This window comes from Streptomyces sp. NPDC001770 (genome assembly GCF_053596135.1).
Genome location: NZ_JBSFFN010000019.1, coordinates 64027 through 81822, shown reverse-complemented (window position 1 = coordinate 81822; position 17796 = coordinate 64027). Strand labels below are relative to the sequence as shown.

The 17796-nt window shown below is 73.3% G+C and carries 17 protein-coding genes; 10 read left to right on the top strand and 7 right to left on the bottom strand.

What is annotated here, in order from left to right; genetic code table 11:
• Nucleotides 1–81 precede the first annotated feature (81 nt).
• A complete protein-coding gene (locus tag ACWCSV_RS18670; protein WP_451143463.1) occupies nt 82–855 on the top strand; it encodes a chaplin in 774 nt (257 codons plus the stop codon).
• A 154-nt stretch (nt 856–1009) separates the two neighbouring features.
• On the opposite strand, the gene ACWCSV_RS18665 is transcribed toward ACWCSV_RS18670, so the two are convergent.
• Nucleotides 1010–1198: a DUF5703 family protein gene (locus ACWCSV_RS18665; protein WP_266702672.1), complete on the bottom strand. Its 189-nt coding sequence runs from the start codon at nt 1196–1198 to the stop codon at nt 1010–1012.
• 47 nt (nt 1199–1245) lie between these two features.
• Here ACWCSV_RS18665 and ACWCSV_RS18660 point away from each other — a divergent pair, with 47 nt between their 5' ends.
• Nucleotides 1246–1914, top strand: coding sequence for a hypothetical protein (locus ACWCSV_RS18660; RefSeq protein WP_451143461.1), 669 nt, complete (start codon nt 1246–1248; stop codon nt 1912–1914).
• A gap of 118 nt (nt 1915–2032) precedes the next feature.
• Here ACWCSV_RS18660 and ACWCSV_RS18655 read toward each other — a convergent pair whose 3' ends face one another.
• A complete protein-coding gene (locus tag ACWCSV_RS18655; RefSeq protein ID WP_451143459.1) occupies nt 2033–4339 on the bottom strand; it encodes a helix-hairpin-helix domain-containing protein in 2307 nt (768 codons plus the stop codon).
• A complete protein-coding gene (locus ACWCSV_RS18650; protein WP_451143457.1) occupies nt 4336–5319 on the bottom strand; it encodes an aldo/keto reductase in 984 nt (327 codons plus the stop codon). Before ACWCSV_RS18650 ends, ACWCSV_RS18655 begins: the two co-directional genes overlap by 4 nt.
• A 141-nt stretch (nt 5320–5460) precedes the next feature.
• On the opposite strand from ACWCSV_RS18650, the gene ACWCSV_RS18645 reads away from it, so the two are divergent.
• Both ACWCSV_RS18645 and ACWCSV_RS18640 read left to right on the top strand, forming a co-directional pair.
• Nucleotides 5461–6513 (top strand): LLM class F420-dependent oxidoreductase, encoded by a 1053-nt coding sequence (locus tag ACWCSV_RS18645; protein WP_451143455.1) that lies wholly within the window; start codon nt 5461–5463, stop codon nt 6511–6513.
• A 150-nt stretch (nt 6514–6663) separates the two neighbouring features.
• Nucleotides 6664–7452, top strand: coding sequence for a ferritin-like domain-containing protein (locus tag ACWCSV_RS18640; RefSeq protein WP_451143453.1), 789 nt, complete (start codon nt 6664–6666; stop codon nt 7450–7452).
• Between the two features lie 39 nt (nt 7453–7491).
• Here ACWCSV_RS18640 and ACWCSV_RS18635 read toward each other — a convergent pair whose 3' ends face one another.
• Nucleotides 7492–8487: a magnesium and cobalt transport protein CorA gene (locus ACWCSV_RS18635; protein WP_451143451.1), complete on the bottom strand. Its 996-nt coding sequence runs from the start codon at nt 8485–8487 to the stop codon at nt 7492–7494.
• A 75-nt stretch (nt 8488–8562) separates the two neighbouring features.
• Here ACWCSV_RS18635 and ACWCSV_RS18630 point away from each other — a divergent pair, with 75 nt between their 5' ends.
• The 4 genes from ACWCSV_RS18630 to mshC all read left to right on the top strand — a co-directional run bounded on the left by ACWCSV_RS18630 (nt 8563) and on the right by mshC (nt 12238).
• The gene (locus ACWCSV_RS18630) at nt 8563–9285 is read left to right on the top strand and encodes a histidine phosphatase family protein (RefSeq protein WP_451143449.1); all 723 of its coding nucleotides are present in this window, start codon (nt 8563–8565) and stop codon (nt 9283–9285) included.
• A 121-nt stretch (nt 9286–9406) separates the two neighbouring features.
• Nucleotides 9407–9997 carry a DUF3090 domain-containing protein gene (locus tag ACWCSV_RS18625; protein ID WP_451143447.1) on the top strand — a complete coding sequence of 197 codons (591 nt, stop codon included), beginning with the start codon at nt 9407–9409 and terminating at the stop codon, nt 9995–9997.
• Nucleotides 9961–10794, top strand: coding sequence for an SCO1664 family protein (locus ACWCSV_RS18620; protein ID WP_451143445.1), 834 nt, complete (start codon nt 9961–9963; stop codon nt 10792–10794). The genes ACWCSV_RS18625 and ACWCSV_RS18620 overlap by 37 nt, the downstream gene beginning before the upstream one ends.
• A gap of 214 nt (nt 10795–11008) precedes the next feature.
• Nucleotides 11009–12238, top strand: coding sequence for a cysteine--1-D-myo-inosityl 2-amino-2-deoxy-alpha-D-glucopyranoside ligase (gene mshC, locus ACWCSV_RS18615; RefSeq protein WP_451143443.1), 1230 nt, complete (start codon nt 11009–11011; stop codon nt 12236–12238).
• A 122-nt stretch (nt 12239–12360) separates the two neighbouring features.
• Here mshC and ACWCSV_RS18610 read toward each other — a convergent pair whose 3' ends face one another.
• Nucleotides 12361–13458 (bottom strand): PAC2 family protein, encoded by a 1098-nt coding sequence (locus ACWCSV_RS18610; RefSeq protein WP_451143441.1) that lies wholly within the window; start codon nt 13456–13458, stop codon nt 12361–12363.
• Nucleotides 13459–13720: 262 nt separating this feature from the next.
• Here ACWCSV_RS18610 and ACWCSV_RS18605 point away from each other — a divergent pair, with 262 nt between their 5' ends.
• Together ACWCSV_RS18605 and ACWCSV_RS18600 are read left to right on the top strand one after the other, a co-directional pair.
• Nucleotides 13721–15061, top strand: coding sequence for an enolase C-terminal domain-like protein (locus ACWCSV_RS18605; protein ID WP_451143439.1), 1341 nt, complete (start codon nt 13721–13723; stop codon nt 15059–15061).
• Complete coding sequence (locus ACWCSV_RS18600) at nt 15058–15837, top strand: SDR family NAD(P)-dependent oxidoreductase (protein WP_451143437.1); 780 nt, start codon at nt 15058–15060, stop codon at nt 15835–15837. The genes ACWCSV_RS18605 and ACWCSV_RS18600 overlap by 4 nt, the downstream gene beginning before the upstream one ends.
• Before the next feature lie 53 nt (nt 15838–15890).
• Here ACWCSV_RS18600 and ACWCSV_RS18595 read toward each other — a convergent pair whose 3' ends face one another.
• Nucleotides 15891–16562 carry a FadR/GntR family transcriptional regulator gene (locus tag ACWCSV_RS18595; RefSeq protein WP_451143435.1) on the bottom strand — a complete coding sequence of 224 codons (672 nt, stop codon included), beginning with the start codon at nt 16560–16562 and terminating at the stop codon, nt 15891–15893.
• 95 nt (nt 16563–16657) lie between these two features.
• Entirely contained in the window at nt 16658–17716 is a 1059-nt protein-coding gene (locus ACWCSV_RS18590; protein WP_451143433.1) for an LLM class flavin-dependent oxidoreductase, read from the bottom strand.
• Nucleotides 17717–17796 lie beyond the last annotated feature (80 nt).

Below are 17796 nucleotides of genomic sequence, written 5' to 3'. Positions count from 1 at the left end.
GCTCCGGGGCCGACCGGCATTCGGCCCTCGCACGGTCGTGTCCGGGGGTAATTCGGAAGTGCAGAAGGCAGGAAAACACCTATGCGACAGGTCACTCGTAAAGGCCTGATCACCATGGCGGCAGCGGGCGGAGTGCTCGCACTCGGTGGGGGCTACGCGCACGCCGACTCCGGAGCGGCTGCCGCCGCGACGAATTCCCCGGGAGTGGCATCCGGGAACAGCATCCAGATTCCGATCGAGGTTCCGGTCAACGTCTGCGGGAATTCCGTCGACGTCATCGGTCTGCTCAACCCGGCATTCGGAAACAACTGCGCGAACACGTCGCAGAGCGGCTCCGTGACCGGCGGCGGAACCGGCCGGACGTCCGGCTCCCCGCACGCGGGCGCCGGAGACACCTCGGCGCACCAGGGCCGGAACGCCGCCCCGGGGACCGGCAAGCACCGCGCCACCGACTCCACCAAGGCCGTCGGCGGCGGAGCCACGGCGGAGGGGGTCGCGCAGGGGTCTCCCGGCATCCTCTCCGGCAACAGCGTCCAGGCGCCGGTCGACATCCCCGTCAACGCCTGCGGCAACTCCGTGGACATCGTGGGTCTGCTCAACCCGGTCTTCGGCAACGACTGCGCCAACGACGCCACGTACGTCCCGCCGCCCGTCGTGCCGGAGGTCCCGGTCGCGCCGCCCGAGGAGCCCGTCGCTCCGCCGGCCCACGAGCCGCCCGCCCCCGAGGTGCACACCCCTCCGCAGCTCGCGGAGACCGGTGCCGGTGACCTCAGCATGCTGATCCCGGCCGGCGCGGGCATGCTGCTCGCCGGCGCCGGAGCGGTGTTCTACCGCCGCTCGCGCAGCGCCGCCTAGGCGGACCTCCGGGACCGGAACCGGGAGGGGCCACACCGTTCGGACCGGGCCGGGGCGCGCGAGCCCGCCACGGTCCGGACGGAGGCGCCCCGGGCCCGGTGCCGGACATGAGGAAGGGGAGCGGGTCCCGCGGTCGCGGGGCCCGCTCCTGGCGTCACCAAGTGGCCCTGAGCTGGCGGATGATCCTCCGTCGCAGCCGCACCCTGCGGCTGCCGTCGTGGCGGAGCGTCAGGCGGTCCAACTCCCAGTGCCCGTACTCGGCGTGGTCGGTCAGAAGGCGGGCCGCATCCTTGCGGGAGACCCCGCGCGGCACGTACACGTCGACAAATTCGTATTCCGGCATCGCATCTATTGTGCGGGCAGAGCCCCGGTACGGATAGCGTCTGCCTCATGTCTGATGCTGCGCAGCCCACCGCTGCCGAGGTACGTGCCGCCGCCGAAGCGGTCAAAGCCGCGATCGACCGTCACCTCGACGCGGTCGAACGCCGTAGCGGGGACGAGGACCCCGCCGTCTACGAAGCGTTCAACGCTCTCGCCGCCGCCGCCGAGGTCTACGACGAACTCCTCTACGAACGGCACGACGAAGTCACTCCCTTCGAGATCCCGGGCACGGACGACTCCCTGCCCCCGTACGCCGGACCGGCCGAGCCGAGCGCGCTCAGCGTGCTGATCCGGCGCGACTACGCGGTGGCGGACCCGCAGCGGCTGCTCGCCCAGGCGCAACGCCTCGCGGACGCCGATCCGGACGACCTCGACACCGGCCACGTCGCGGTCGTCGGTACGAGCGTCCACGCCGCACTCGGCGTTTTGTTCGGCGAGTACGAACCCGACGAGATCGCTTCCCGCCACAAGGAGTTCGGCCTCGCCGAGGGGGACTCCACGCTCTGGATCGCCGCCGCCGAGGAGACGGCGGACCCGGGCGAGTGGCTCGGGGCGCCCTTCGACGACGTGGACCCGGAACTGGTGGTGTGCCGGTTCGACGTCAGCTCGGTCTTCGACGACGACCTGGACGACGATTCCGACGACGACGATCTGGACGGCCTCCCGTCCGGCGTCTGACCGCAGCCGCCGAGCCGGACGGCTCATGGAAGGCCGGTGGCCCGGTGCGTCGCGCACCGGGCCACCGGCCTGTCCGAGGCGGTGCGGGGTTCTCCGGGGCCCAGCGCGCCGAGGTCACCTAGGACGACGCGTCGGGCGTCGGCAGGGCCTCCAGGAGGGCGCGCAGCCGTGTGGTGCGCTCCTGCGCCGGGATCTCGGCCACGGCCCTGGGCAGCGCCCGGTCCACGCCGTGCACCACGGACAGATGGCGCTCGCCCCGGCCGAACGCGGTGTACACCCACGGCCTGCTGAGCCCCTGCGCCGCGTCCCCGGGGAGCACGACGACCGCGGCCGGCCAGCGCATCCCGGCCGCCTGGTGGGCGCTGAGCGCCCAGCCGTGCCGGACGGCCGAGGCCACCCGGCCCTGCGGTACGACGACCTCGGTGCCCTCGCAGTCCAGCCGCAGCCCCTCGGCGCCGGCCGACACCACGACTCCGGGCACGGTCCGGCCGGGCGCGGGCACGTGGACCACCCGGTCGCCCGGGTCGAAACCGCCGAACCGGCCTGGCCCGGGGTTCAGGCGCTCCTTGAGCGCCGCGTTCAACGCCCGGGTGCCCGCCGGGCCGCCGTGGCCCACGGTGATCACCCGGGTGTCCGCGGCGTCGATGCCGAACGCGCGCGGTACGGAGTCGGCGACCAGCTGCACGGTGCGGTGCACGGCCTCGCCCGCGTCCCGCACCGGCACGATCACCACTTCCTTGCCCGGCGCCTCGACCTGGCTCAGCTCACCGATGCCGATACCGGAGACCAGCTCGCCGATGGGTCCGGGATCGGGTGTGCGGGAGATCACCTGCGGGCAGGCGCGGGCGGCGAGCACGTCCGCGAAGACGCGGCCCGCACCGGCCGAACCCAGCACCCCCGGGTCGCCGCTCAGCACCAGCCGCGTACCGTCCGCGAGGGCCTCCACGAGCGCCGCGGCGGTCTCCACGTCCAGCTGCGGGGCGTCCAGGACCACCAGCAGGTCGAGCGCGAGCGCCCCCTCCTCGTCCCGGCCGGGACCCTCGGCGCCGGAGAGCAGCCCGGCGAGCGTGACGGCCGCGCCGGGGTCCCCGGCCCCGGCGGCCAGCCGGCGGCGGCCGTCCGTGCTGTGGGTGGCACCCAGCGCGCGCAGGCCGAGTCCGCGAGCCGCCACCAGCAGGGCGGCGGGCTCCGCGCGGGCCGCCTCACCCCCGGAGTGGACGACCAGGCCGGCCCCGGCGGCCGCACGGATCAGCTCGGCGACCGAGGGCGAGGGGGCGGCCGAGGCCGCGTCCGTCCAGTCGGCGCCCTTCTCGCACGCGTTGGCCAGGCGGCCCAGCCCGTCGGCGAGGCTCTCCTCGGCCAGGGCGTACCGGTCGAGGCCCAGCAGAGCGGGGCCCGATGCCTCCGCACCGGCGGTCTCGGCGACGGCCTCACCGGCGGTGCCGGCGCTCTCGTCGTCGGTGTCCCCGGCTGCGGACCCCTCGACGGGCTCCTCGGCCCCGGCCGGGTCCACGCCCTCCTCGAAGAGCAGCGCGACCCCCTCGGCCACCGCGTCGTCCACGGCCGTCTCCGGGTCGGTCACCCCGTGCCCGGCCAGCGCGGCCCGTACCGCGACGACGTCCAGCGCCGTGTGGCCGCGCACGGCGGCCTGCTCCAGCAGCCACCCCACCAGCGCCGCGGTCCGGCGCTCGTCGTCGGGACCGCACTCCGGCCCCAGCAGCGCGCGGGCGAACCCGTCCGCCACCTCGGGGCGCACCCCGGGGACGGCCAGCAACTGCCAGGGGTCCTGCCGCAGCACCTCGGCCGCCTGCTCGCCCAGGGTCCGGGCGGCCGCCGGAGCCAGCGCCACCGGGGCGCCCGCCCCGGCGAGCACGGCGCGTACCGCCTCCACGGCCTCCTCCGGCGCCTCCTGCGACACCGGGGCGGCGGAGGCGGGCCGGGGGAGGGGATTGCGGGGGCGGTCCGCCACCGGGGCCGCCGCCCGCGCGGCGGGGGCGGCGGGAGCCTCGTAGAACGTGGAGGCGGTCTTCTCACCGCTCTCCACCGCCCGGACGGCGGCCAGCAGCTCGGCGGCCGTGCCGCTCAGCCGCGTCCCCGCCGCGATCGGCCCGTCCTTCTCGGCCTTCCGCTGCTCGATGCGCTTGCGCAGCTCGCGCTGGGCGGCGAGCTCGGCCTGCGCCTCGGACACGGCCGGGGCGTCACCCGCCTCGCCCGCGGCGGCGGCCCCGGGGGTCTCGCCGGCCGCGGAACCGTCGGCCGGATCGTCGGCCGGATCGTCGGCGGAACCGTCCGCTACGCCGGCGGGCAGCCCCGAGCGGTCCTCGGCGCCATGTTCGGGCAGCCCCGGGCGGTCCTCCGGGTGCTCGGGGTTCTCGGTGTCCTCGGCCGAGTGGCCCGGGGTCTCCCCCCGGGGAAGCGCAGTCACAGCGTGCTCCAGTCCTGGTCCGGATAGCGGTGCACGGGCGCCGACACGTCGTCGAGCGCCTGGCAGATCTCGTCAGGAAGCGTAAGCGTCTCCACTGACAAAGCCTCGGTGAGCTGCTGCGCGTTGCGCGCGCCGATCACCGGGGCGGCCACGCCCGGCCGGTCGCGCACCCACGCGAGCGCGACCTGCAGCGGGGTGGTGGCCAGCCCGTCGGCGGCCGTCGCGACCGCCTCCACGATGCGGCTCGCCGCCTCGTCGAGGTACGGCTCCACGAAGGGCGCCAGCTGCTCGGAGGCCCCGCGCGAACCGGACGGGGTGCCCGTCCGGTACTTGCCGGTCAGCACGCCGCGCCCCAGCGGGGACGAGGGCAGCAGCCCCACCCCGAGATCGAGGGCGGCGGGCAGCACCTCGCGCTCCACGCCGCGTTGCAGCAGGGAGTACTCCATCTGCGTGCCGGCCAGCCGGGTCCGCGCCCCGGGCGCCGCGAGCTGCCAGGTCGCTGCCTTGGCCAGCTGCCAGCCGCAGAAGTTGGAGACCCCCGCGTACCGCACCCGGCCCGAGGCGACCGCGAGGTCCAGCGCCTGGAGCGTCTCCTCCAGCGGAGTCACCGGATCGAAGGCGTGCACCTGCCACAGATCGACGTAGTCCGTGCCGAGCCGCTCCAGGGACGCGTCCAGCGCGGTCAGCAGATGCCCGCGCGAGCCGTTGAACCTGCGGTACGGATCGCGCACGCTGCCCGCCTTCGTGGCCACCACGAGGTCCTCCCGGGGCACCAGCCCGCCCAGGAGCCGTCCGAGGAGGTACTCCGCCTCCCCACCCCCGTAGGCGTCCGCCGTGTCGACCAGAGTGCCGCCCGCATCCCAGAAGGCCTTCAACTGGTCGGCGGCGTCGTGCTCGTCCGTGTCCCGGCCCCAGGTGAGCGTGCCGAGCCCGATCCGGGACACACGAAGGCCGGTACGGCCGAGATGCCTCTGCTCCATGGGCGCAGAGATTACTGTCCGGGCCCCCGGAGCGGGGAAGCCTGTGGACAACCATGGCGCGGCCCCGCCCCTGCCGGACGGCGTCCGGCCGCGCTAGAGTCCGGCGCACAGGGACGTTACTGATCAGTAAGGGGAGCGGATATGCGGCTCGGCATCAATCTCGGTTACTGGGGCGCGGGCATGGACGCCGACAACCTCGCCGTCGCGCAGGAGGCGGACCGCCTCGGCTACGACGTCTGCTGGGCGGCGGAGGCGTACGGCTCCGACGCGCCGACCGTGCTCACCTGGGTCGCCGCGCAGACCGAGTCCATCGACGTGGGGTCCGCGATCATGCAGATCCCGGCCCGGCAGCCCGCGATGACCGCCATGACGGCGGCCACCCTCGACTCCCTCTCCGGCGGACGCTTCCGCCTGGGCCTCGGCGTCTCGGGACCGCAGGTCTCCGAGGGCTGGTACGGCGTGAAGTTCGACAAGCCGCTGGCCCGCACCCGCGAGTACGTCGACATCGTCCGCAAGGCGATGGCCCGCGAGCGCCTGACGTACGAGGGGCAGCACTGGACGCTCCCGCTGCCCGGCGGCCCCGGCAAGCCGATCAAGCTCACCGTCCACCCGCAGCGCGAGCACATCCCGCTCTACATCGCCGCCATCGGCCCGAAGAACCTGGAGCAGACCGGCGAGATCGCCGACGGCGCCCTGCTGATCTTCCCGTCCGCCGAACACCTGGAGGAGACCGCGCTGCGGCACCTGCGGGCCGGCCGCGAGAAGGCCGGGCTGCCCCTGGCGGGCTTCGACGTCTGCCCGACCGTCCCGCTGGCGGTCGGCGACGACGTGCAGGGCCTGGCGGACATGTTCCGGCCGTACACGGCGCTCTACGTCGGCGGCATGGGCAGCCGGAAGCAGAACTTCTACAACCAGCTCGCCCAGCGCATGGGGTACGAGAAGGAGGCCGCCGAGATCCAGGACAAGTACCTCGCCGGCGACAAGAGCGGCGCCGCCGCCGCCGTCCCGCACCGGCTGATCGACCAGACCACCCTGCTCGGCCCGGTCGACCGGATCGCCGACGGGATGCGCGCCTACGCCGAGGCCGGTGTCACCACCCTCACCCTCGCCCCGGCCGGATTCACCCTGGAGGAGCGGATCGCCGCCCTGCGCGCCGGTACGGAGGCCCTGGAGCGCTCCGGCGCCGCCGGGTAACCGCCACCGGCCGGATCGGCCGGGGTGGTGTCCGGTGCGTCAAGGGCCCGGCGGATCAGGGCCGGACACCACCCCGCCCGCTCCGGTTGCCCGGAACGCCGCGGAGCCTTTGACTTCTTATCTGCGGACACCGGTACGGAGGTGGCAGTCATGCTCTCGGCAAAAAGTCTCTTCCAGGAGATCCTCGACGACGACGAGTCGTTCCGGCTCTTCTGCTCCATTGCCGCCGGCGGTGAGTCGCAGGGGGGCTGGGAGAACGCCCGTATCGCCGCGCTCGTCCCCCGGAGCCAGCGCGCCCTGGCCCCGAAAATCGTCCGGCACGGTGCGGACGAGGACAAGCACGGGCGGATCTTCGACGCGCTGCTGAAGAAGCGCGGGCTGCCCGCCGCCGAGGTCCCGGCCGACACCGACTACACGATGCTGCTGGAGCGCCACGGGATCGGCCTCGCCCATGAGCGGCTCAAGGGCGAGGAACCGCTCACGGAGCGCGACATCGTCACCTATCTGGCCCACAGCCGGGTCACCGAGCAGCGGGCGTCCGAGCAGATGCGCCTGCTGCTCAAGTACTTCGCCGACGACCCCGTCATCGGCCGCGCCGTGCGGATGATCTCGCACGACGAGGACAACCACCTCGCCTACTGCCACGAGGAACTCCTCCGCCTCGCCCGCACCGGCCACGGCCGTACGATCCAGCGCATCCTGCGCGAGTGCGCCCTCGCCGAGATCAGGGTCTACCGCGACGTCAGTCTCGCCGTCATGGGCCACATGGGCCGCATCCTCGGCTGGCCCCGGCCGAAGGCGGCGGCCCTGGCGGCGGGAATCCACGCGATGTACGCGTACGAGCGGCTGGCCGGCTGGCGCCGGATGGTGAGCCTGGCCGAGCCCGAGCGCCGAGACGCCCTCGGGTCCCCGGCCGTGGCGGGCGCCGAGTTCGCCTGACGTTCCCGCGAGCAGAGCAGGGCGGCCGGGGCGGTGCGGTCAGAGCCAGCCGCGCCGCTTGAACATCCGGTACAGCCCGAGGACCGCCCCGCCCATCAGCACGATCACCGCCGGGTAGGACCACACCCAGTGGAGTTCCGGCATGTGGTCGAAGTTCATGCCGTAGATGCCCGCGACCATCGTCGGTACGGCGGCCATCGCCGCCCAGGCCGAGATCTTGCGCATGTCGTCGTTCTGCCGGACCCCCATCTGCGCCAGATGCGCCGAGAGGATGTCGGACAGCAGCCGGTCCAGCCCCTCCACCTGCTCGTTGGCGCGGGTGAGGTGGTCGCCGACGTCCCGGAAGAAGGGCTGCGACTCCGCGTGCACGAACGGCACCCCGGTCCCCGCGAGCCGGGTCACCGGCCCGGCCAGCGGACCGGCGGCGCGGCGGAACTCCATCACCTGGCGCTTGAAGGTGTAGATGCGGCTCGCGGTGTGCTGCGACTCGGCGTTGCCGCTCGGCGCGAACACCTGGGTCTCCAGCTCCTCCAGGTCGATCTGCAGCTCGCCCGCCACGTCTATGTAGTGGTCCACGACCGAGTCGCTGACGGCGTACAGCACGGCGGTCGGCCCCTGCCGCAGCACCCCGGGCTGGGCCTCCAGCCGGCGCCGTACGTCCGCCAGCGGAGAGCTCTCGCCGTGGCGGACCGTCACCACGAACGAGTCGCCCACGAAGACCATCAGCTCGTCCGCGCTGACCGTGTCACCGTCCGGTTCGTACGCGATCGGCTTGAGCACCATGAGCAAGGAGTCGTCGTAGATCTCCAGCTTGGGCCGCTGGTGCGCCTTGAGCGCGTCCTCCACGGCGAGGGGATGCAGCCCGAACTCCTTGGTCACCAGGGAGAACTCCTCCTCGGTGGGCTCGTGCAGCCCGATCCAGAGAAAGGCGTCCCCTACGGCCCGCGCCTCGTCCAGCGCGTCGGAGAAGTCGTCGGGGCCGTCCGTCCGGCGCCCGTCCCGGTAGATGGCACAGTCGACAATCACGGCGCGCATTCTTCCCTGCCCCGGCCGAAAGCACACCTTCGCCCCGCCCCTGGACCTGCGCGAGGGGTCGTTAGGCTGGCCGGTATGCCCACCCTGATCCTCGTACGCCACGGACGCTCCACCGCCAACACCTCCGGGGTGCTCGCGGGCCGTACCCCCGGTGTCCAGCTGGACGAGCGCGGCGCCGAACAGGCCGCCGGACTGCCCGGCCGCCTCGCCGGACTGCCGCTCGTGGCCGCCGTCAGCAGCCCCCTCCAGCGCTGCCGGCAGACCCTCCAGCCGCTGCTGGACGCGCGCCCCGGTCTCCCCCTGCACGTCGAGGACGCCCTCTCCGAGTGCGACTACGGCGACTGGTCCGGGCGCAAGCTCGCCGAGCTCTCCGACGAGCCGCTGATGTCCGTCGTGCAGCAGCACCCCTCCGCCGCCGCCTTCCCGGGCGGCGAGTCGATGCGTGCGATGCAGAACCGCGCGGTCGACGCCGTACGGGCCTGGAACGCGCGCATCGAGGCCGAGTACGGCGAGGACGCCGTCTACGTGATGTGCTCCCACGGCGACATCATCAAGGCCGTCGTCGCCGACGCCCTCGGCATGCACCTGGACCTCTTCCAGCGCATCCACGTCGACCCCTGCTCGGTCACCGCCGTCCGCTACACGCGGCTGCGCCCGTTCCTGCTGCGCCTCGGCGACACCGGCGACCTGGCAGGACTCGCCCCGCGCGAGCAGGGACTCGGCGCCGACGCAACCCCGGCCGACGACGCGGACCACGGATCGCACGCCCAGGTGGGGGGCGGCGCTGGGGCGCCGTGATCGCTCCTGGCGATAGGGTGGACGGGCCGTAGGCGGCCCGTCGATGGGTTTCCCGGCAACCGTCCCCGGGCGGCGGGGGTCAGACCCCGTCCGCCGCCGATTCCCCAAGGGAGAGCTGGACGTGTCCCGTCAGGTGTTCCTCTACGACCCGCCGGAACGATTCGTGGCCGGCACGGTCGGGCTGCCTGGACGCCGTACGTTTTTCCTTCAGGCGTCCGCAGGCGGCCGGGTCACCAGCGTGGCCCTGGAGAAGACCCAGGTCGCCGCGCTGGCGGAGCGGATCGACGAGCTGCTGGACGAGGTCGTCCGCCGCACCGGCGGCAACTCGCCGGTCCCCGCGGTCGCCCCGATGACCGTCGCCGACACCGCGCCGCTCGACACCCCCGTGGACGAGGAGTTCCGGGTCGGCACGATGGCGCTGGCCTGGGACGGCGACGAGCAGTGCATGGTCGTCGAGGCCCAGGCCCTCGTCGAGATCGACGTCGAGACCGAGGACGACCTCGCGGCGGCGGAGGAAAGGCTTCTCCAGGACGAGGAGAACGGCCCGCCGATGCTCCGGGTACGCCTCAGCGGCGCCCAGGCGCGGGCCTTCGCCAAGCGCGCCCTGGACGTCGTCTCCGCAGGCCGCCCGCCGTGCCCCCTGTGCAGCCTGCCGCTCGACCCGGAAGGACACGTGTGCCCGCGCCAGAACGGATACCGGCGCGGGGCATGACGACCGCAGCCGAACTGGTCACCCTGCTCACCGAGGGGCGGCTCACCGTCCTGGGCCGCGTCCCCGGAGCCTCCAACGCGGTCCTGCGCTGCACCGTCGCCCACGAGGGCGTGGAGCTGCCGTGCGTCTACAAGCCCGTCGCCGGGGAGCAGCCGCTGTGGGACTTCCCCGACGGCACCCTCGCCCAGCGCGAGGTGGCGGCCTGGGAGGTGTCGGAGGCCACCGGCTGGGGGCTCGTCCCGCCCACCGTGCTGCGCGAGGGCCCGTACGGCGAGGGCATGTGCCAGCTGTGGATCGACGCCGAGCCGGACGCCGGTCCGATGCTCGCCCTCGTCGAGGGGGAGGAGCCGGAGGACGGCTGGAAGGCGGTGGGCCTCGCCGACGTGGGCGAGGGGAGGACAGCCTTGCTGGTGCACGCGGACGACGCCCGGCTGCGGCGGCTCGCGGTGCTCGACGCGGTGATCAACAACAGCGACCGCAAGGGCGGCCACCTCCTGCCGGCGCCGGGCGGGCTGCTCTACGGCATCGACCACGGCGTCACCTTCCACTCCGACGACAAGCTGCGCACCCTGCTCTGGGGCTGGGCGGGCGAGCCGCTGACCGCCGACGCGGTGGAGGTGCTGGACCGGCTCGCCGACGAGCTGGTGCCCGAGGCGCCGCTGGCCGGGCGGCTGAGCGGGCTCATCACCCCGGTGGAGCTGGACGCCGTGCGCGAACGGGTCGCCGGACTCCGGGCGACCGGGCTGCACCCGGTGCCGAGCGGGCAGTGGCCCGCCATCCCGTGGCCGCCGGTCTGACGGACCCGTGGAGCGGACCCGTGGAGCGGATCTGTGCGGCGCACTCGTGCGGCGGACCGGTGCGGGCGCGCGTGGCCGGGGCTTCCGGAACCCGGTCGGGGAGCCGCGCCCGGCGCCGGTTAGCCGGGCCGGACGATTCCGTCAAGCATGCGTCTTCGGACACGATTCGCCATCCGGTTCGTATCCGGAACCTCCGTCCGGTTACGCTCATGACATGCATGCCTGGCCCGCTTCTGAGGTCCCCGCCCTGCCTGGCAAGGGCCGCGACCTTCGGATCCACGACACCGCGACCGGCGGACGGATCACCCTTGACCCCGGTCCCGTCGCCCGCATCTACGTCTGCGGCATCACGCCGTACGACGCGACCCACATGGGTCATGCGGCGACCTACAACGCGTTCGATCTCGTACAGCGCGTGTGGCTCGACACCAAGCGGCAGGTTCACTACGTCCAGAACGTGACCGATGTGGACGACCCGCTGCTGGAGCGGGCCGTGCGCGACGGAGAGGACTGGACCGCACTCGCGGAGCGCGAGACCGCCCTGTTCCGCGAGGACATGACCGCTCTGCGGATGCTCCCGCCGAAGCACTACATCGGCGCGGTCGAAGCCATACCGGGCATCGTGCCCCTCGTCGAGCGCCTGCGTGACGCGGGTGCGGCGTACGAGCTGGAGGGCGACGTCTACTTCTCGGTCGAGGCCGACCCGCACTTCGGCGAGGTCTCCGGTCTCGACGCGGAGGCCATGCGGCTGCTCTCCGCCGAGCGCGGCGGCGACCCCGAGCGCCCCGGCAAGAAGAACCCCCTCGACCCGATGCTGTGGATGGCCGCCCGCGAGGGCGAGCCCAGCTGGGACGGCGGCAGCCTCGGAGCCGGACGGCCCGGCTGGCACATCGAGTGCGTCGCCATCGCCCTGGACCACCTCGGCATGGGCTTCGACGTGCAGGGCGGCGGCTCCGACCTCGCGTTCCCGCACCACGAGATGGGCGCCTCCCACGCACAGGCCCTGACCGGCGAGCACCCGTTCGCCCAGGCGTACGTCCACGCCGGCATGGTCGGCCTGGACGGCGAGAAGATGTCCAAGTCGCGCGGCAACCTGGTGTTCGTCTCCACCCTCCGCCGCGAGGGCGTGGACCCGGCGGCGATCCGCCTCGCCCTGCTCTCGCACCACTACCGGAGCGACTGGGAGTGGACCGACCAGGTCCTCGCCGACGCCGTCGCCCGGCTCGGACGGTGGCGCGCCGCGGTCTCCCGCCCGGACGGCCCGTCCGCCGACGCCCTGGTCGAAGAGGTCCGCGAGGCCCTCGCCGACGACCTGGACGCGGCGACCGCGCTGGCCGCCGTGGACCGCTGGGCCGAGCGCCAGCACTCCGAGGGCGGTACGGACGAGGGCGCACCCGGCCTCGTCTCCCGTACCGTCGACGCGCTCCTGGGCGTCGCGCTGTAGTACGGCGTCCGCCGTGTGGGACGGCGTCGCTCCGCGGAACCGGACGCACCCGTGTACGCGAACGGCCCCGGTCCTCTCCGAGAAGAGAGGACCGGGGCCGGTTCCGTACCGGGGGACCGGCGTCAGCTCTCCGGCCTGTCCTCGTCGGGGGAGCCTGAGCCCGGGGCGGAGTCCGAGCCCGAGCCGGAGCCCGTACCCGGGCCGGTGCTCTCGTCGTCCGACGGCTTCTTCTCCTCGGGCCCTCCACCGGCCGTGCCCGGACCGGGCTCCGCCGGGCGCTGCGGCCTGGGCGGGCGGGTGCGGCCGCTCGCCTCCCGCAGGTACGGGACGTCACCGCTCTCCGTGGCGTGCCCGCCGGGCGCCTGGCCCGGACCCGGGCCGGGGTCGCGGCGCCTCAGATAGCGCTCGAACTCGCGGGCGATGGCCTCCCCGGAAGCCTCGGGAAGCTCGGCGGTGTCCCGGGCCTCCTCCAGCGTCTGGACGTACTCGGCCACCTCGCTGTCCTCCGCGGCCAGCTGGTCCACGCCGATCTGCCAGGCGCGCGCGTCCTCGGGCAGTTCGCCCAGCGGGATGCGCAGCCCGAGCAGGTCCTCCAGCCGGTTCAGCAGGGCCAGCGTCGCCTTCGGGTTGGGCGGCTGGGAGACGTAGTGCGGCACGGCGGCCCACAGGCTCACCGCCGGAACGCCCGCGTGGGTGCAGGCCTCCTGGAGGATGCCGACGATGCCGGTCGGGCCCTCGTACCGCGTCTCCTCCAGGTCCATGGTCGCCGCCAGGTCCGGGTCCGAGGTGACCCCGCTGACCGGCACCGGACGGGTGTGCGGGGTGTCGCCGAGCAGCGCGCCGAGGATGACCACCATCTCGACGCCCAGCTCGTGGGCGAAGCCGAGCAGCTCGTTGCAGAACGAGCGCCAGCGCATGGACGGCTCGATGCCCCGGACCAGCACCAGGTCACGGGGCTTGTCGCCGCCGACGCGGACCACCGAGAGGCGTGTCGTCGGCCAGGTGATCTTGCGGACACCGCCGTCCAGCCACACCGTGGGGCGGTTGACCTGGAAGTCGTAGTAGTCCTCGGCGTCGAGCGCCGCGAACACCTCGCCCTTCCATTCCCGGTCCAGATGGCCGACCGCGGTGGAGGCGGCGTCACCGGCGTCGTTCCAGCCCTCGAACGCGGCCACCATGACCGGGTCGATCAGCTCGGGTACACCCTCGAGCTCGATCACCCAGGCCTCCTTCCGAAGTTCCCTTGCGTACACGTACGCACCAACCTTACGGGTTGGAGCATTCCCATCCGAAGCCCCTTTGCACGGGTGGGTGAACCTCGATCACCGAAGTGCGGCAGTGATCGAATCGGGGCATCTGCCTCCGTATTCATCCGAGCTGTGTGCCTCCAGATTTCTCCCGCAGCTGGACGAAGAGGCTCGTATGGCGCTATACATCGGATGTTCGCTGTAGAGATCCGATGTTATTGCCCTGGGGGCGCGCATGAGTCAGTCCGTCACGGACGTCGAGGTCCACGACATCCGCTTCCCGACGTCCCGAGAACTGGACGGCTCGGACGCGATGAACCCCGACCCCGACTACTCCGCCGCCTACGTGGTGCTCCGCACCGACGCTCCCGGCACCGGTGACGAGGCCCCCCTCGAAGGGCACGGGTTCTGCTTCACCATCGGGCGCGGCAACGATGTCATGGCCGCCGCGATCGAGACCCTCAAGCCGTACCTGCTGGGCCGGCCCGTGCCGCGCACCGCGGCGGACCTCGGGGACCTGTACCGCGAACTGACGCACGACTCGCAACTGCGCTGGCTCGGCCCGGAGAAGGGGGTCGCACACATGGCGGCCGGGGCCGTCGTCAACGCCGCCTGGGACCTCGCGGCGAAGGCGGCCGGGCTGCCCGTCTGGCAGTTCCTCGCGACGATGACCCCCGAGGAGCTCGTCTCCCTGGTCGACTTCCGCTACCTCACCGACGCCCTCACCCCCGAGGACGCGCTGGAGATCCTGCGGGCCGCCGAACCGGGCCGCGCCGAGCGGACCGCAGAGCTGCTGGCCCAGGGCTACCCCGCGTACACCACCTCGCCCGGCTGGCTCGGGTACGACGACGACAAGCTCGTCCGCCTCGCCAGGGAGGCCGTCGCCGACGGCTTCACCCAGATCAAGCTGAAGGTCGGCGGGGACCGTGACGACGACGTACGGCGCCTGAAGCTCGCCCGCGAGGCGGTCGGCCCCGACGTCCGGATCGCCGTGGACGCCAACCAGCGCTGGGACGTGGCCGAGGCGGTGGAGTGGATGAGCGCCCTCGCCCCGTACGACCCGCACTGGATCGAGGAGCCCACCAGCCCCGACGACATCCTCGCGCACGCCGCCATCCGCGCCGGGCAGCCGGTCAAGGTCGCCACCGGCGAACACGGCGCCAACCGGGTCGTGTTCAAGCAGCTGCTCCAGGCCGGGGCCGTGGACTTCGTCCAGATCGACGCGGCCCGGGTCGCCGGGGTCAACGAGAACCTCGCGATCCTCCTGCTCGCGGCGAAGTTCCAGGTGCCCGTCTGCCCGCACGCCGGCGGGGTCGGACTCTGCGAACTGGTCCAGCACCTCTCCATGTTCGACTTCGTGGCCGTCTCCGGCACCTGGGAGGACCGGGTCATCGAGTACGTCGACCACCTGCACGAGCACTTCACCGAGCCCGCCGTCGTGACCGGCGGACGCTACGTCACCCCGCGCGCCCCCGGCTTCTCGGCCCGGATGCTCCCCGCGTCGATCGCCGGACACCGCTACCCGGAGGGCCCCGTCTGGGCGGCCCTCCCCGACCACGAGGAGGCCGGCCGATGACCGGTACGAAGGACTTCGACGGACTGTCCGCGCTGGTGACCGGAGGCGCGTCCGGCATCGGCGCCGCCGTCGCCACCCTGCTGCTGGAGCGCGGCGCCCGGGTCGCGGTGCTCGACCGGGACACCACCGGAGCACCCGAGGGGACGTTCGCCGTCCGGGCCGACGTGACCGACGACGCCCAGGTCCGCGCGGCCGTCGACCGCGCCGCCGCCGAGTTCGGCGGGCTGCACACCCTGGTCTCCAATGCCGGCATCGGCTCCATCGGCACCGTCGAGGACAACGCCGACGAGGAGTGGACCCGGGTCCTGGACATCAACGTCCTCGGCATGGTCCGCGCCGCCCGGCACGCCCTGCCCCACCTGCGGGCCGCGGCCCGCGAGCGGCCCGGCTCGGTCTCGATCACCCAGACCTGCTCCATCGCGGCCACCGCCGGACTGCCGCAGCGGGCCCTCTACAGCGCGAGCAAGGGCGCGGTCCTCTCCCTCACCCTCGCCATGGCCGCCGACCACGTCCGCGAGGGCGTCCGCGTCAACTGCGTCAACCCCGGTACCGCGGACACCCCGTGGATCGGACGGCTGCTCGGCCAGGCCGGCGACCCCGAGGCCGAACGGGCCGCGCTCAACGCCCGCCAGCCGCTCGGCCGCCTGGTCTCGGCCGACGAGGTCGCCGCCGCGGTCGTCTACCTGGCGAGCCCCGCCGCCGCCTCCGTCACCGGCACCGCCCTCGCCGTCGACGGCGGGATGCAGGGCCTGCGGCTGCGCCCCGCGGAGGACTGACCGGCCGCCGGCTGCCGGTCACCGCCGGCAGCCGGCCCGTGCCGCCCCCGCCCTTACAGCGTCGAGCGCAGCCACTGCTCCACGCTCGCCACGTGCACCGTCGCCCACGCCCGCGCCGCCTCCGGGTCCCGGTCGCGCAGGGCTGCCAGGATGGCGCGGTGCTCCTGGAGGGTGTGGCTGAGCGCGTCCTCCTGGGTCAGCCCGCGCCAGACCCGCGCCCGGGTGGTCGGCCCCGACAGGCCGTCCAGCAGCGAGCAGAGAACCGTGTTGCCCGAGGCCTGGACGATCCTCCGGTGGAAGCGCAGGTCGGCGGCGACGAGTTCCTCAACCGAGGGCTCCTCGCCCAGCGCGTCGAGCTCCGCCGCGAGTGCGTCGAGCTCCTCGTCCCCGATCCGCGACGCCGCCATGGCCGTGGCCGCCGGCTCCAGGATGCGGCGGACCGCGAGGAACTCCAGCACCGTGTCGTCGCGGTGGAAGTCCACCACGAAACTCAGCGCTTCCAGCAGGAGCTGGGGGTCCAGGCTGGTGACGTAGGTACCGTCGCCCTGCCGTACGTCGAGGATGCGGATCAGCGACAGCGCCCGCACCGCCTCGCGCAGGGAGTTGCGGGACAGCCCCAGGTCCGCGGCGAGTTCACTCTCCTTCGGCAGCCGGTCGCCGGGGCGGAGCGCACCCGAGACGATCATGCCCTTGATCTTTTCGATCGCCTCGTCGGTGACAGCCATGACGGTCCTCCTGGGTACGGACGGGAATCAGACATCCGATGTCTCATTCCATTATGCGGTCCGCCCCGCCCGCCTCCCGGCGCCCAGAGCCGGGATCACGCCCACAGGCTCGTCGGCGCCTCCCGGCGGACCACCGGAGCGATCTCCTCCGCGAACCGCCGCAAGGTCTCCAACTGCTCGGGACGGCTCAGACCGAGGCCGTCCACGGTGATCGACTGGAGATCGTGGTGGTACTCCTCGTAGTAGCCGAGGATCTTGTCGATGATCTGCTGAGGGCTGCCGATCAGCTGCGGGCCGCCCGCGATGGCGTCCTCGATGGTCCGGAACGGCGTGTTGTACCCGGCCTTCCCCTCCAGGTGCGGCCTGAAGGACTGCCGCACCCGCGCCTCGTACAGCTCCTTGTACCGCTCCACCGCCTGCTGCGAGCTGTCCGCGATCAGCAGCCCGCCGGAACCGGCCGCCACCCGGGCGTCCGCCGGATCGTGCCCGTACGCCTCGAACCGCTCGCGGTAGTGCGCGATCAGCTTCGCGTACGCGGCCTTCGGCTGGATGGCGTTGGCGGTGAAGAGCGGGTCGCCGTGCTTGGCGGCCAGCTCGGTGGAGTGCAGGCTGGTCGCCGAGCCGTGCCAGACGCGCGGAGCACCGTCGTACGGACGCGGCACGGTGGTCGTGTTCTTCAACGGCGGACGGAACTCGCCCTCCCAGTCCACCCCCTCCTCGGTCCACAGCCGGCGCAGCAGCTCGTACTTCTCCTGCTGGAGGTCCCACTGCCGGTCCTCGTCGAGCCCGAAGAGCGCGAAGTGACCGGCCTCGGCCCCCTTGCCGATGACCAGTTCGAGCCGCCCGCGCGCTATCTGGTCGAGGGTGGCGTAGTCCTCGGCGACCCGGACCGGATCGAGGATCGCGACGACGGTGACGCCCGTCAGCAGCCGGATGGAGGTCGTCCGCGCGGCCACCGCCCCCAGCACCACGGTCGGGCTCGACGAGAGGAAGGCGCCGGCGTGCCGTTCACCGACGGCGTACGCGTCGAAGCCGAGCCGCTCGGCGTCCGACGCGGTCTCGATCACCTCGGCGAAACGGTCGGCGGGGGAGAGGAGTTCGCCGGTCAGCGGGTGCGGGGCATGCCCGATCAGGGAGAGTACGGAGAATCTCATGCCCTCCACTGTTCCCGCGTTCCATTGCGGCGGTGTGGCGGCGGCATGGCAGCGTCACCGCCCCGCACGCTCCCCGCTCC